Source organism: Dyella sp. (assembly GCF_035508675.1).
Taxonomy (GTDB): Bacteria; Pseudomonadota; Gammaproteobacteria; order Xanthomonadales; family Rhodanobacteraceae; genus Dyella_B.
In genome coordinates this window covers 1-14,815 of sequence record NZ_DATJMN010000234.1, presented here as the reverse complement: position 1 = coordinate 14,815, position 14,815 = coordinate 1, and the positions used below count along the sequence as shown (strand labels likewise).

Genomic DNA, 14,815 nt, shown 5'->3' with positions numbered 1-14,815 from the left:
GCGACATCGATCCCGGCCACTATCACCAGCCAAGCGCCGAATTGGCATGGCAGCGTACGATGACCTTCTTCGACAAATACCTGGCCGGCGCATGACTGCCGATTTCGAACTCGATCCGCGCCTGCAGGCGGATACCCAACACCTCGCCGCCCTGTCCTTGTGCGACGTGCTGTTGATGAAGGATGCGCGCTTTCCCTGGCTGATCCTGGTGCCGCGCATAACCGGATGCACGGAAATACTCGACCTGCCCGAACACGCACGCGAACGGCTGTGGCAGGAGATCAACCATGCCGCGGCCGTGCTACGCGAAGTTGTTCCTTGCGACAAGCTCAATATCGGTGCACTGGGCAATATCGTGCGGCAACTGCATGTGCACGTCGTGGCGCGCAAGCAAGGCGACCAGGCGTGGCCTGGACCGGTGTGGGGTAGCGGCGCGGCAGCGCCTTATGCAGCCGACGCGCTTGCGTCGCTCGTGCAACGCTTGCAGCAACGGCTGACCCCAACCAGCCTGACATGAAACGTAAAACCTCTAAAACGAAAGCGCCCATCGATGACGGGCGCTTTCGTTAGACGAGTTGTCCGACCCGATATCAGTGACCGGCATCGGGCGGACCACCGCCGCCGTGGTCGCCCTTGCCGCCACCCTCGCCACTATCACTGCTCGGAGCGCTGGCCGGCGCATGGTAGTCCTCCAGCGCACGCGCCTTGGTATCCACCGGGTTGATGCGCGCCAGCTTGCCACCGTCGTCATAGTAGGCAACGAAGCCATAGTCGAGCTGCAGCCGCGCCATGTACTGCAAGTGCTGCTTGCGGATCTTCGAGTCATCGCTGGGCAGCAGCAGCACGGTCTTGGGCAGCTTGCCCGTTTCCTTCAGATACGAAAAATGGCTGCCGGCGTCGAGCGCGGAAACCACGGCACCATCGATCAGGAACTGACCATTCTTGTAAGCCTTCATGGTCATGTCGAACTGGCTCTCGGTCTGGGCGGTTTCCACCGTGTCCTTGGATGCGCCGCGATGGCAGCCGCCAAGCACCAGCAGACTGCCGATCATGAGGACGGCAGCGCCGCGGGATGACAGCGTGGAAAGACGGATCATTGCTTAGATCTCCTGCGAGTATCAGCGAAGCCAGGCAAGTGTAGCGCCGCCGGGTAAAGGTGGATGGGTGCAATACACGGCGCGTTCAGGTGCGCGGCAAGGTCACGCCCTGCTGCCCCTGGTACTTGCCGCCGCGGTCCTTGTAGCTGGTTTCGCATTCCTCGTCGGATTCGAAAAACAGCATCTGCGCCACGCCTTCGTTGGCATAGACCTTGGCCGGCAGCGGTGTGGTGTTGGAGAACTCCAGCGTCACGTGGCCTTCCCACTCCGGTTCCAGCGGCGTCACGTTCACGATGATGCCGCAACGGGCATAGGTGCTCTTGCCCAGGCACACCGTAAGTACCTGGCGCGGAATGCGGAAATACTCGACCGTACGCGCCAGTGCGAAGGAGTTGGGCGGAATGATGCATACATCCGCTTCCACGTCCACGAAACTGGTCGGGTCGAAAGCTTTCGGATCGACGATGGTGGAGTTGATGTTGGTGAAGATCTTGAATTCGCGCGCGCAACGCACGTCGTAGCCGTAGCTGGAAGTGCCGTACGACACCAGTTTGTTGCCGCCGCGCAGCTTGACCTGCCCTGGCTCGAACGGCTCGATCATGCCGTGCTGTTCCGCCATGCGGCGGATCCACTTGTCCGATTTGATGCTCACGCGGTCTCCGGTGCTACCAGCCGCGCCCGGGCAGGTCCCAGGCGCAAAGCGGCAAAAATACATGGTGAGTGGGCGGTTGCGCCAGCGCGCACCTTGCGCCCTCCCCTCGCTAAACACTAGGCAGGGCGACAGCAGAAAATCACGAGGCAGGCTGTCCCTGCACCACGATCTTGCCCAGGCCCAGCGATTTGTTGCGCGGCTGGCGTGCGAGCCGGCCGGCGGTGTTGCGGGCAATCTCGCGATAGCGTGCCGCCAGTTCCGAATCCGGCATCGCCGCCACGGTGGGATGGCCGCCATCGGCCTGCTCGCGAATGCGGATGTCCAGCGGCAGCGAGCCCAGGTACGGTACCTGGTACTGCTCCGCCATGCGTTCGCCACCGCCCGCGCCGAAAATGTGTTCCTCATGGCCGCACTGCGTGCACACGTGCGTGGCCATGTTCTCGACGATGCCGAGTACCGGCACCTCCACCTTTTCGAACATCTTCAGCGCCTTGCGCGCATCGAGCAGCGCAATGTCCTGCGGCGTGGTGACAATCACCGCGCCCGCCACCGGCACTTTCTGCGACAGCGTGAGCTGGATGTCGCCGGTACCCGGCGGCAGGTCGATGATCAGGTAATCGAGCATGTCCCAGCGCGTGTCGCCAAGCAGTTGCATCATCGCCTGGGTCACCATCGGGCCACGCCAGATCATCGGCGTTTCCTCGTCGACCAGGAAACCGATCGACATTGCCTGCAGGCCGTGCGCGGTCATCGGCACGATGGTCTTGCCGTCCGGCGACTCGGGGCGCCCGTGGATGCCGAGCATGCGCGGCTGGCTGGGGCCGTAGATATCCGCATCCAGAATGCCAACCTTGGCGCCTTCGGCCGCCAGGGCCAGCGCCAGGTTCACCGCCACCGTGGATTTGCCGACACCGCCTTTGCCGGATGCCACCGCGATGATGTTCTTGACGTTCGGCAGCGGCGCCAGCGCGCCTTGCACCTTGTGCGCATGGATGCGGCTGGCGATGGAAACCACCGCCGCTTCGATCGCGGCATCCGCGTCCAGTGCCTGCTTGGCTTGCGCGGCCAGTGTCTCTGCGGCGCCGGCCGCCGGATAGCCGAGCTGGATATCCACCGAGACCCTGGCGCCATCCACGCCGACAGCGCGGATCGATTCGGCGATGGGGGCGCCGGTATGCGGATCGACAAGCTCGCCAAGAATCCGGCGAACCAAGGCTTCGTTTACCTGTTGAGTCATGGGGAATGGGCTATGGTCAGACGTCGCATTATGCCAGCAGGCACGGGCTAGCCGACGCCGTGCGCAGGTTTGCGCAATGCAGCTTGACCGTACCTGCCGCCGCTCGGCAGGCTCGCCCATACGCCAACGTAGGGATCCATGCCATGAAACGCCTGTCGCACTTTGCCGTCGCCGCCTGCCTGCTGCTGGGTTCGGCCGTTGCCTGGGCCGCCACCGACACGCCGGTCGGGACCTGGCGGCAGATCGACGACGTCACCGGCAAACCCAAGTCCATCATCCAGATCACCGACGACAACGGCAAACTGCAAGGCAAAGTGCTGCAGGTGCTGCTTTCCGACGACGGCCCGCACCCGCTCTGCAAGAAGTGCGAAGGCGAGCGCAAGAACCAGCCGATCGAAGGCATGGTGATCATGTGGAACGTCAGCAAGGATGACGATGTATGGGATGGCGGCAAGATCCTCGATCCGAAGACCGGCAAGGTGTACAGCGTGAAACTGAGCCTGACCGACGGCGGCCAGAAGCTGGATGTGCACGGATACATCGGGATTTCCCTGCTGGGCCGAAGCCAGGTGTGGGAGCGGATGCAATAACTGCAGGCCTATTACTCGATTTAAATTTCAGGTAGCCGCGCAGGCTGGGATTTCGTCCTGGCCTGCAAAAGTCGTCGTTTCACAACGCCGTCACGCCGCAGCTCACATCGCGCAACAACACGTTGCGCGTTGTCATCCCAGCGTCTCGCATTCGCAATCACTCCGCTGCACTGTCTCGCCCTTTCCACAACACGAAGGGAGGGTGTTTGCGTATGCGTAACCTATATAAGTCGTGCATAAAAAATCTGCTGACGGCAGCCTGCTTGAGCGGCCTGTTCGCAGCGCCGGCATTCGCCGGCAATAGCGCCAATTTGCTGGTGGATGGCGATGGTGAAGCAGGCACTTGCACCAACGATTGGTCTGCCGTGAATACCGTGCCGGGCTGGACGGTGACGCAAGGCAGCCCGTCGATCGTCTGCTACACGATCACCAGCTTCAGCACGCCGGGCAATGCCTCCGGCGGCAATGCCTTTATCGCCGACGGTCCGTATGGCGATTCCGCGCTGCGCCAGAACGTGGATGTTTCCAGCGCAGCCAGCGCCATCGACGGCGGCAACATCACTTACACGCTTTCGGGTTGGCTGGGTGGCTATACCGTGTACAACGGACAAGCTGTGGTAACGGCCACCTTCCTCGACGCCAACGGCAAGCCGCTGGGCACGCCCGCGCAATTGGCTGGCGTGAATGCATCGGCGCGCAACAACAAGACGGGCTTCCTCGCCGAATCCGCTAACGGCAACGTGCCGGCCGGTACGCGCACGATTTCGGTGTTGCTGCAATTCAACAACACTTCGGCCTCCTACAACATCGGCTACGCCGACAATCTCTCGTTGACGCTGTCCACGCCAGTGAGCGCCCCGACGCTGAAGGCGCCGGTATCGCAAGTCCCGGCATTCGATCATGTGTTCATGGTGATGATGGAAAACACCAACTACAGCGAAGTGATCGGCGATACCACCGACGCGCCCTTCATCAACAGTCTCGCCAGCCAGGGCACGCTGCTGGACAACCACAGCGCGGTCTACCATCCCAGCGACGAAAATTATCTGGCGATCGCCGGTGGCAACACTTTTGTGCAAGGCGCGGTCTATTACCCCGACATCAAGGTGACCGCACCCCATATCGGCGACGAACTCGAAGCAGCCGGCAAAACCTGGAAAGCCTACGAACAAGGCATGGGCACACCTTGCAACACCAGCAACAACGATGACAGCTACTACGAACCGGATGACGCGCCGTTCATCAATTTCACCGACATTTCCTCCAACCCCACGCGCTGCGCCCAGCACCTGTTCGACACCACGCAGCTGACCAACGACCTGCAATCGGCGGGCACCACGCCCAATTTCGCCTGGATCGCCGCGGATGATTACTACGATGGCGAATCGTCCGGCAACGGCTCCGCCCAAAGCCTGCAGGTGCAGAACGGCTGGCTGCAGCAGACGCTGCAACCGATCTTCAACTCACCGGCATGGACGCAACAGCGTTCATTGCTGATCCTCACCTGGGACGAGTCGGCCTCTTCCAGCGGCAACCACGTAGCGACCATCCTGGTGGGTTCGCCCGGTGCAGTGCAGGCGGGCTATGTGAGCAACACCAGCTACAACCACTACAGCATCGGCCGCACCATCGAGAATGCACTGGGCATTGCCGCGCTCACCCACAACGACCAGTACGCACAGCCGATCAACGACGCCTTCGTCGCCACGCAAGCGATCACCACGGCCAGCCTCAGCAGCTCCATGCCGAGCGTCAGCAAGGGCACGTACGTGCACTTTGATTACGCCACGCCGGCAAGCAAGCTCAATGGCGAAAACTGGATCGGCATCTACGCGGCGGGCAGCAGCCCGGGCAATGGTTCCTCCACCAGTTGGCAATACGCCCCCAATGGCAGCGGCACGGTGACATTCGATACGTCCAGCCTGTCGCCCGGCACGTACAACGTCTGGTACTGCTACAACAATGGTTATACGGTGCTGGCTGGGCCGGTGTCGTTGACGGTGGCCAATCCGTAGGCCGTTTGAAGGTTACGAAAACGCGTAGGTTGGCGGTGAGGCAACGCCGAACCCCAACCTCGCCATCGGCATGGCAACGTTGGGGTTCGCATACGCTCACCACCAACCTACGCGCGATGCGCAAGGCTTAAGGCGCCCTCAGGAAACCGCTTCCGCCCGATGCACCATCACGCCATGCGCGGAAAAAGCTGCACGCGTGGCGCGGTCCGCCGAGTGCTCTACCACCAGGTGCTGTACACGTGCGAGTTCGGCCACCTGGTGCGCCGCCACGGCGCCCAGCTTGTCGTCGGTAGCCACCACCACCGTTTCGTCGCTGGCGTCGATCATCGCGCGCTTGAACAGCGTTTCCTCGCTGTCGAACCCCCACAGGCCATGCGCGGCATCGATCGCACAGGCACCGGGGAAGCACAGGTCCGCGCGCATCCTTTTCACCTGCTCCACCGCTTGCGCGCCGATCGCGCCGCCGAGCGATGGATCGACCCGGCCGCCGATCAGCAACAGGTCGAAACCTTCGCGATCCAGCAGCAGTTGGGCGATATGCGGTGCATTGGTGATCACGGTAAGCCCGGCGCCGACCGGCAGCGCCGCGGCGATGGCGGCATTGGTAGTGCCGGCGTCGATCAACAAGGTCTGGCCCGGTTTTACCAGGCTCACGGCCTTGCGGGCCAGTACCTGCTTGCGCAGCGGATGTTCCGTGCGCCGCTGCTTGAGCGGCGTCACCGTGACCGCAGGCAGCAGGGCGCCGCCGTACACGCGCTTGCACAAGCCTTGCGCGGCCAGTTCGCGCAGGTCGCGGCGGATCGAGTCTTCCGAAATCTCGAACGCCTCGGCCAGTTCGGCCGCCACCACACGTCCTTCGCTGCGCAGCCGCGCCAGGATGCGCTGCTGGCGCTCTTCCGGCAGCGCGTTGCGATCGACGGCGAAGGGCGCAGGCTTAGCCATGGCGCATCGCTCGTGCTGCACTTTCGAGCAAGCCAAGCTCGACCAGGCGCTCGCGCAAACCCGCCGGATCACGGAACCAGCAACCATGCATGCCCAGCGCCTCGGCGGCGGCCACGTTGCGTTGCGAGTCGTCGATGTACAGCGCCGTGGCCGGATCGACCTGGTAGCGGTGCAGCAGGCGTTGGTAAATACGCGGATCGGGCTTGACCAGGCGTTCCTCGCCGGAGACCACGATGCCTTCGAACCACTGCAGGAACGGATAAAGCTGCCGCGCGATCGGAAATGTCTCCTGCGACCAGTTGGTCAGCGCGAGCAAGCGCACGCCGCGTTCCTTCAGTGCCTGCAGCAGCGCTACGCTGCCGTCGATGGGGCCGAGCAGCGTTTCCTGCCAGCGCAGGTGGTACGCGTCGATCAGCTCGGCATGCTCGGGAAACTGCGCGCGCAACAAGGCGGTGCCCTCGGCCCAGGGACGGCCGGCATCCTGCTGTTCGTTCCACGCGCTGCTGCAGACCTCGCGCAGGAACCACTCCATCTGTGTTTCGTCTTCGATCAACTGGCGGTACAGGCGCCGCGGGTCCCAGCCGATCAGCACGTTGCCAAGATCGAAGATCACCGTTTCGATACGTCCACTCATCACCGCACGATCCTCGCCGACAAACCCACCAGCACCAGCAAGGCGCCCACCGCCATGAAGGCGGTCGACAGACTGCTGGCATGCGCCACGAAACCGATCAGGGCCGGCCCACTGAGCAAACCCACATAACCCAGCGTGGTGGCCGTGGCGATAGCCACCGCAGGAGGCGTGCCGGCCAGGCGTCCGGCCGCGCTGAACATCACCGGCACGATGTTGGAAGCGCCCAGGCCGATCAGCACAAAGCCGACCCACGCCGCCGCCGTCAGCGGCACGCTGGCCACCAGCACAAAACCCGCGGCGGCAAGCCCGGCGCCCAGGCGCACCGCCCATGCCGGGCCGTAGCGTGCAATCAAGCGGTCGCCGAAAAACCGACCCACCGCCATCGCCACCGAAAAACAGGCATAGCCGAAGCCGGCCGTGGCCGGCAGCACGCCACGCACGTCGCGCAGGAACACCGCGCTCCAGTCCAGCATGGCGCCCTCGGCGACGAAGCTGACGAAACACAACAAGCCCAGTAACCAGGCACGCGCGTGCGGCATGCCGATGCGGGTTCTTTCTTCGATATCCACACCCGGCGAAGACGCATCGCCACGCAAGCCATCGCGCAACCACAACACCGTCAAGGCCAACGCGGCGGCAATCACCACGGCAGCGCCCGACAACGGCAGTCCAAGCGCCAGCAATGCACTCAGCAACGCGGCACCGGTGAGGCCACCCACACTGAAAAGGCCATGAAAGCCGGACATCAAGCGATCGCCGCTGCGGCGCTCCACCTCGACCGCATAGGCGTTCATGGCGACGTCCACCGCACCCAGCATCACACCGAAATAGAGCAAGGTACCGACCAGCATCGCGACGCTGGATACCTCGGCGAGCACCGGCAGCGCCAGGCACATCAACAAGCCTGCGCTGAGAATGACGACCCGATTGCCGAGCCGGTGCGCCAGCCAGCCGACGAACGGCATCGACAACATCGAGCCGCCGCCGAACGCCAGCAGCGCCATGCCCAGTTGCGCATCGTCCAGCCCCAGCCGCGCCTTGACGTACGGCACCATCGGCGCCCAGGCGGAAACGGCCATGCCCGATACCAGGAAGATCAGCCGGGTTGCCCGCCGCGCATCCGGCAGCGAAGCCGCGCCGCTGCCGGCAACGGCGATGTCGGAAGTGGTTTTCACATCGTGCCCGTCTCGCATCAATGCGTACAAATGTACACAAACGTGCAATATCGTGCAAAGGTGCAGAAACCGCGAAGGCACGCTCCCGCCGCCCGGCGCACGCAGCGCCACATGCCATAATGCACGGCCCATTTGCAGCCACCGCCATCCATGAGCCGTCGCCTACTCGTCACCCACGCCCTGCCCTATGCCAATGGCCCGCTGCACCTGGGCCACATGCTGGGCTACATCCAGACCGACATCTGGGTTCGCGCACAGCGGATGATGGGCAGCGAGGTGCACTTCGTGGCGGCGGACGATGCGCACGGCACGCCGATCATGCTGGCGGCGGAAAAGGCGGGCGTGTCGCCGGAAGCCTTCATCGCCGACATGCGCGCCAGCCACGAAGCTGACTTCGCCGATTTCCATTTCAGCTACGACAACTACTACACCACGCATTCGGAAGAGAACCGCGAGCTGGCCGCGCTGATCTACACGCGCTTGCGCGACAGCGGCTACATCGTCAAGCGCGACATCCAGCAGTTGTTCGACCCCGACAAGCAGATGTTCCTGCCGGACCGCTACATCAAGGGCATCTGCCCCAACTGTGGCACGCCCGACCAGTACGGCGACAACTGCGAGAACTGCGGCGCCACCTATGCGCCGACCGATCTGCGCAACCCGTATTCGGTGGTTTCCGGCGCCACGCCGGTGCTGCGCGATTCGGAGCATTACTTTTTCGAGCTGAGCAAGTTCGAAGACCTGCTGCGCGACTGGTTCGCCGGCAAGCTCACCGATGGCAAGCCGGTGGCCAATCCCGGCGTGGTGGCCAAGCTCAAGGAATGGCTGGACGGCGGCCTGAAAGACTGGGACATCTCGCGCGACGCGCCTTACTTCGGCTTTCCCATTCCCGATGCGCCGGGCAAGTTCTTCTACGTGTGGCTGGACGCGCCGGTCGGCTACCTGGCCAGCTTCAAGAACCTGTGCGCGCGCACCGGCTTGAAGTTCGACGATTTCCTGGCCGCCGACAGCAGTGCGGAGATGCACCACTTCATCGGCAAGGACATCATCAACTTCCACGGCCTGTTCTGGCCGGCCATGCTGCACGGCGCGAAGCTCCGCACGCCCACGGCGCTGCACGTCAACGGCTATCTCACGGTGAACGGCGCAAAGATGTCCAAGTCGCGCGGCACTTTCATCCAGGCGCGCACCTATCTCAATGCCGGCTTGAATCCGGAATTCCTGCGCTATTACTTCGCCACCATGCTCAACGATGCGCCGGTGGACGTGGACCTGGACCTGAAGGCCTTCGAAGAACGCGTCAATTCGCACCTGATCGGCAAATGGGTCAACATCGCCAGCCGCACCGCCGGCTTCGTGCACAAGTTCTTCGACGGGCGCCTGGCGGCGGCCTTCTCGCCGGAACAGAACGAACTGTGGCGCGTGCTGATCTCGCACTACGAAGGCGTGCCGGCGTTGTATGAGAGCGGCGAGTTCGCCGAGGCCATGCGCCGCTTCGTGCTGATCGCCGACCTGGTCAACGGCCATATCGCCGCCATGGCCCCGTGGGTGATGGCGAAAGACGAAACCCAGCGCAACGAATTGCATCAAGTGTGCTCGTTTGCGCTGGCGGCCTTCCGCCTGCTCGGCGGCCTGCTCAAGCCAGTGCTGCCTGCCACCGTGGCGGCCGCGGAGAGATTCCTGGCCGCACCCATCGGCGACTTCGATGCGGCTTGCGCCACCTTGCACAACCACACCATCCGTGCCTTCGAACCGCTGCTGTCGCGCATCGATCCCAAGCTGATCGAAGCGATGATCGAAGCCTCGAAGGAATCCCTGGGCTCCGCGCCGGAACCCGAATCCAAAAAACCTGCCAAGAAAAACAGCAAGCCCATGACTGAAACAAGCACCACCACTGCAGTCTCCCCCTTCATCGGCATCGACGATTTCGCCAAGCTCGACCTGCGCATCGGCAAGGTGCTGGTGTGCGAGTTCGTCGAAGGCTCGGACAAGCTGCTGCGTTTTGAGCTGGACGCCGGCCCGCTGGGCAAGCGCCAGATCTTCTCCGGCATCCGCGCCGCCTACGGCGAGCCGGAGAAGCTGGTGGGGCGCAATGTGGTATTCATCGCCAACCTGGAGCCGCGCAAAATGCGCTTCGGCGTGTCGGAAGGCATGATTCTTTCGGCGGGCGATGGCGGTAGCGACTTGTTCCTGCTGGACGCGGACCAGGGTGCCAAGCCCGGCGCCACCGTTCGCTAAGCGCTTGCATCCCCTTCCCCGTCGTTGCGCAATGACGGGGAAGAAGCCATACCTGTCGCCATGACCACCCTCGCCGACCGCATCGACGCCCTGCTGCCGCAAACGCAATGCGAACAATGCGGCTATCACGGCTGCCGCCCGTACGCGGAGGCGATCGCCCACGGCGCAGCCGAGATCAACCAGTGCCCGCCCGGCGGCAGCGAAGGCATCGCCAGGCTTGCCGCCTTGCTCGGCCGCGCGCCACTGCCGCTGAATCCGGAAAACGGCGTCGAAAAACCGCGCACGCTGGCGCGCATCGTGGAAGCCGAATGCATCGGCTGCACCAAATGCATCCAGGTCTGCCCGGTCGACGCCATCGTCGGCGCCAACAAGCTGATGCATACGGTAATCGCGGACGATTGCACCGGCTGCGAGCGCTGCGTACCGGCCTGCCCGGTCGACTGCATCGTGCTGGAACCGATGCCGTTGGCCCAAGCGAACGATCCCGCCCACGCCGACGCCGCCCGCATGCATTTCCAACGCCGCGAAGCACGCCTGGCGGCGCAACACGCGCAGCGCGAAGCGGAACTCGCTTCACGCAAGGCGCAAGTACACGGCGCCAGCCAGAGCGTGCTCGACGCACTCGCCCGCGCCAAGGCGAAAAAACAGGAGCCCAAGCAGTGAAGAAAGCGGATGTGGTCGAACTGTTCTCACGCCTGCGCGAACTCAATCCGCACCCCACCACCGAGCTGCTCTACACCACGCCATTCGAACTGCTGGTGGCGGTGGTGCTATCCGCGCAAGCCACCGACGTGGGCGTCAACAAGGCCACGCGCAAGCTCTTCCCGGTCGCCCACACGCCGCAGGCCATCCTCGACCTGGGCGAGGACAAGCTCAAGCGCTACATCAACACCATCGGCCTGTACAACGCCAAGGCCAAGAACGTTATCGCGCTATGCCGCATCCTGGTGGAGCAATACGGCGGCGAGGTGCCGGACAACCGCGCAGCGCTCGAAGCGCTGCCCGGCGTGGGGCGCAAGACTGCCAACGTGGTGCTCAATACCGCCTTCGGCCATCACACCATCGCCGTGGACACGCATATCTTCCGCGTGTCCAACCGCACCGGCCTGGCCCCGGGCAAGGATGTGCGCGCGGTGGAAGACAAGCTGGAAAAAGTGGTGCCGAAGGAGTTCAAGCAGGATGCGCATCACTGGCTGATCCTGCATGGACGCTATGTGTGCAAGGCGCGCAAGCCGGATTGCCCGCAGTGCGTGATCCACGACCTGTGCCGGTACAAGGACAAGACGCCAGCGGCCTGAGGCCGCCCCCACCGCGTCACACGTGTTGTACGCTGACGCAAGACAACAGACCGCGCGACGAAGGTATTTCGCTTGGCCGCCAAACCCTCTCGCAAATCCGGCACCGAACAGCCGGGCCGCCTGCAGATGGCCGACATCGCCCGTCTCGCCGGCGTATCCACCTCGACCGTGTCGCGCGCCCTCAAGGGCAGCACGCTGGTGAACGACGAGACGCGGGAACGCATCGCGCAGATCGCCAGCCAGTTCAACTACACTGTCAACCAGCTGGCGATGAACTTGCGCTCCGGCACCAACCGCACCATCGCGGTGGTGGTGCCGTACGAGAAAAACCGCCGGCAGAATTTCTCCGACCCTTTCCTGCACGGCATGATCGGCGCGCTGGCGGACGTGCTGACCGAGCGCGACTACGACATGTTGCTGGTGCGCATGGATGCCGAGCAGTTGAACACCCTCGGCACCCTGGTCGACGGCGGCCGCACGGCCGGCATCATCCTGGTCGGCCAGTGGCATCACCACGACCAGCTCAATGCGATGGCCGAGCGCAAGCTGCCGCTGGTCGTGTGGGGTGCGCAGCTGCCGGACCAGCGCTATAGCTGCGTGGGCGGACAAAATGCGTTGGGCGGACGCCTGGCCGGCGAGCACCTGCTGGCGCAAGGCTGCCGCAGCATCGCGTTTCTCGGCGATCGCGACCTGCCCGAAGTCGCGCAGCGCTATCGCGGTTTTACCGCCGCGCTGCGCAAACAAGACATCAAGCACGATGCCGCCTTGCGCAAGGACGTTCCCTTTCTCGCTCCCGATGCGCGCCGCGCCGTGCTGGAATGGATCGACCACGGCATCGTGCCGGACGGCCTGTTCGCGGCCAGCGATCTGCTCGCCATGGCCGCCATCGGCGCCTTGCGCGAACGCGGGCTGGACGTACCCAAGGACGTGCTGGTGGTGGGCTACGACGACGTCGATTTCGCCGCGCACTTCCATCCCTCGCTCACCACCGTGCGCCAGCCGTTCCAGTTGGGTGCGGAAGCGATGGTCGATGCGTTACTTGGACAACTGGGGCGCGCGTCGAGTGCGCCTATGCATGAATTGCCGACGCAGTTGATCGTTCGTGAGAGTAGTCAGCGGGTTTGATGCGCCGGTAGGGGTGCAAACCAAATGACAAAGGCACTTCTATAAATTGCACTCAAACGCAACGGGCATCTGGATCATTGCGACAAACCGTTCCCTCCCCTGCGAAGTAGGGGAGGGCTAGGGTGGGGTGCGAGCGCAGCGAGCGGCGGGAGCCCACCAACGCTGCCATACAGTTCCCCAGAAAATCCAGCGGTATACGCTAAAGCCCAAGCAACCCCACCCCAGCCCTCCCCTACTGGCGCAGGGGAGGGAGCGCATCGTGGCGAGTATCCAGTTGTACCGACTTGTCATGGCGTTAGACTTATGCAATCGATCTCATACTTATCACCGTCAACCTGACTTGCCTGAACATATCAAAGGCATTTCATGCTGCACTGCAAATTGCAATCGATTGCAAAAACACAAGAATGAGCCCCACTGCCCCAGCGGCAGCGCGCACGGAGCCACTCCGTGCCGACGGGTCGGGGATGCCGAACGTGGCCACGCAGATCACTCCAAGGCCGCGCGAGCCTCCTTGCGCAAAAAACTTTTGGGGAGAAAACCATGCATCCGTTGTCCACCTTCCGCAGGAATACGCTGACGGTCGCCGTTGCACTGATGTGCGCGGCTTCGTTCCAGGCCATGGCCGGCACCGCCGATACCGGTTCGCCGCAAGCCACGGCTACCGGGTCGAATGCCCCCGCCACCGGCAACGACACGTCCAGCCAGGACAATGGCAAAAAGAAGAACGTGGTGAACCTGCAGCAGACGGTGGTCACCGCCTCGCCACTGCCTTCCACGGAAATGAATTCCAGCATCTCGGTCAGCACGCTCGACGGCGGACAGATCCAGACCAGCGGCGTGCAGAACGCGGCCGATCTACTGCGCACCATCCCCGGCATCCGTTCCGAATCGTCCGGCGGCGCGGGCAATGCGAACGTATCCGTGCGCGGATTGCCGGTGGCTTCTGGCGGCAGCAAGTTCGTGCAGTTCCAGGTGGATGGCATGCCGGTGCTGGAATTCGGCGATACGGCTTTTGCCACGCCCGATACCTTCCTGCGCACCGACTACAACATCGATCACGTGGAAGTGGTGCGTGGCGGTTCGTCGTCGGTGTTCGCCAGTAATGCACCGGGTGCCATCGTCAACTTCATTACCAAGGACGGCAGCTCGCAAGGCGGCAATATCGGCCTCACCGTGGGATTGGGCCAATACGATGACCAGCGCCTGGATTTCGATTACGGCGGCCCGCTTTCGGCGTCCACCCGCTATCACTTCGGCGGTTTCGTCCAGCGCGGCAACGGCCAGAAGAACACCGATTACACGTCATCCTCCGGTGGCCAGCTGATGGGCAACATCACGCACGATATCGATGGCGGCTTCCTGCGCCTGAACCTGCAATTCACGGATACCTACGATCCGGTCTATCTGCCGGTGCCGGTAATGATCACCGGCAGCAACAGCGATCCACACGTCAGCTCCATTCCCGGCTTCAACCTGCAGAGCGGCGTATTGCAGTCGCCTTACTTCACCAGCGATACCGCGCTCAATGCGCAAGGCCAGCCCATCCACACCAATATCCGCGATGGCTACCACACGCGCGTGAATGCCATCGGCGGCGAAGGCAAGTTCTCGCTCGGCGACGACTGGAGCCTGCATGAGCAGTTCCGTGCGGCCGAAAATTACGGCGCATTCACCGGCCCCTATCCGGCAACGGTCGACACCGCATCCAGCCTGGCGCAAAGCATCGGCGGCGCGGGCGCCACCCTCGCTTATGCCACCGGTCCGCAGGCCGGCCAGAAAATCACCAATCCGGCTGCGTTGGCGGGTAAC

At 63.4% G+C, this 14,815-nt stretch carries 14 protein-coding genes; 8 read left to right on the top strand and 6 right to left on the bottom strand.

All coding sequences use genetic code 11. The features are described 5' to 3' along the window. The first annotated feature begins 91 nt into the window (after positions 1-91). On the top strand, positions 92-517 hold the full coding sequence (locus VMA74_RS12420; protein WP_325367374.1) for an HIT family protein: 426 nt from the start codon (positions 92-94) through the stop codon (positions 515-517). A 73-nt stretch (positions 518-590) separates the two neighbouring features. On the opposite strand, the gene VMA74_RS12415 is transcribed toward VMA74_RS12420, so the two are convergent. The 3 genes from VMA74_RS12415 to apbC all read right to left on the bottom strand — a co-directional run bounded on the left by VMA74_RS12415 (position 591) and on the right by apbC (position 2,986). After that, complete coding sequence (locus VMA74_RS12415; protein WP_325367372.1) at positions 591-1,097, bottom strand: hypothetical protein; 507 nt, start codon at positions 1,095-1,097, stop codon at positions 591-593. A gap of 85 nt (positions 1,098-1,182) precedes the next feature. Further along, a complete protein-coding gene (dcd, locus tag VMA74_RS12410) occupies positions 1,183-1,749 on the bottom strand; it encodes a dCTP deaminase (RefSeq protein ID WP_325367370.1) in 567 nt (188 codons plus the stop codon). Between the two features lie 139 nt (positions 1,750-1,888). After that, complete coding sequence (gene apbC, locus VMA74_RS12405) at positions 1,889-2,986, bottom strand: iron-sulfur cluster carrier protein ApbC (protein WP_325367368.1); 1,098 nt, start codon at positions 2,984-2,986, stop codon at positions 1,889-1,891. A 143-nt stretch (positions 2,987-3,129) separates the two neighbouring features. Here apbC and VMA74_RS12400 point away from each other — a divergent pair, with 143 nt between their 5' ends. Together VMA74_RS12400 and VMA74_RS12395 are read left to right on the top strand one after the other, a co-directional pair. Beyond that, positions 3,130-3,576 carry a DUF2147 domain-containing protein gene (locus VMA74_RS12400; protein ID WP_325367366.1) on the top strand — a complete coding sequence of 149 codons (447 nt, stop codon included), beginning with the start codon at positions 3,130-3,132 and terminating at the stop codon, positions 3,574-3,576. Positions 3,577-3,788: 212 nt separating this feature from the next. Further along, positions 3,789-5,591 carry an alkaline phosphatase family protein gene (locus VMA74_RS12395; RefSeq protein WP_325367364.1) on the top strand — a complete coding sequence of 601 codons (1,803 nt, stop codon included), beginning with the start codon at positions 3,789-3,791 and terminating at the stop codon, positions 5,589-5,591. Positions 5,592-5,729: 138 nt separating this feature from the next. On the opposite strand, the gene VMA74_RS12390 is transcribed toward VMA74_RS12395, so the two are convergent. The 3 genes from VMA74_RS12390 to VMA74_RS12380 are packed head-to-tail and all read right to left on the bottom strand — an operon-like array spanning position 5,730 to position 8,342. Beyond that, positions 5,730-6,533 (bottom strand): DeoR/GlpR family DNA-binding transcription regulator, encoded by an 804-nt coding sequence (locus VMA74_RS12390; protein WP_325367362.1) that lies wholly within the window; start codon positions 6,531-6,533, stop codon positions 5,730-5,732. Next, complete coding sequence (locus VMA74_RS12385) at positions 6,526-7,167, bottom strand: HAD family phosphatase (RefSeq protein WP_325367360.1); 642 nt, start codon at positions 7,165-7,167, stop codon at positions 6,526-6,528. Before VMA74_RS12385 ends, VMA74_RS12390 begins: the two co-directional genes overlap by 8 nt. Next, entirely contained in the window at positions 7,167-8,342 is a 1,176-nt protein-coding gene (locus tag VMA74_RS12380; RefSeq protein ID WP_325367358.1) for an MFS transporter, read from the bottom strand. The genes VMA74_RS12385 and VMA74_RS12380 overlap by 1 nt, the downstream gene beginning before the upstream one ends. Positions 8,343-8,492: 150 nt before the next feature. Between VMA74_RS12380 and metG the strand changes: the two genes are divergently transcribed. The 5 genes from metG to VMA74_RS12355 all read left to right on the top strand — a co-directional run. Beyond that, positions 8,493-10,580 (top strand): methionine--tRNA ligase, encoded by a 2,088-nt coding sequence (metG, locus tag VMA74_RS12375; protein ID WP_325367356.1) that lies wholly within the window; start codon positions 8,493-8,495, stop codon positions 10,578-10,580. Between the two features lie 60 nt (positions 10,581-10,640). After that, positions 10,641-11,243, top strand: coding sequence for an RnfABCDGE type electron transport complex subunit B (locus tag VMA74_RS12370; RefSeq protein ID WP_325367354.1), 603 nt, complete (start codon positions 10,641-10,643; stop codon positions 11,241-11,243). After that, positions 11,240-11,878 (top strand): endonuclease III, encoded by a 639-nt coding sequence (gene nth, locus VMA74_RS12365; protein WP_325367352.1) that lies wholly within the window; start codon positions 11,240-11,242, stop codon positions 11,876-11,878. Before VMA74_RS12370 ends, nth begins: the two co-directional genes overlap by 4 nt. 72 nt (positions 11,879-11,950) lie before the next feature. Beyond that, positions 11,951-13,003, top strand: a complete 1,053-nt coding sequence (locus VMA74_RS12360; RefSeq protein ID WP_325367350.1) for a LacI family DNA-binding transcriptional regulator — start codon at positions 11,951-11,953, stop codon at positions 13,001-13,003. A 543-nt stretch (positions 13,004-13,546) separates the two neighbouring features. Further along, the coding region (locus VMA74_RS12355) for a TonB-dependent receptor plug domain-containing protein (protein WP_325367348.1) at positions 13,547-14,815 on the top strand (1,269 nt) is incomplete at its 3' end.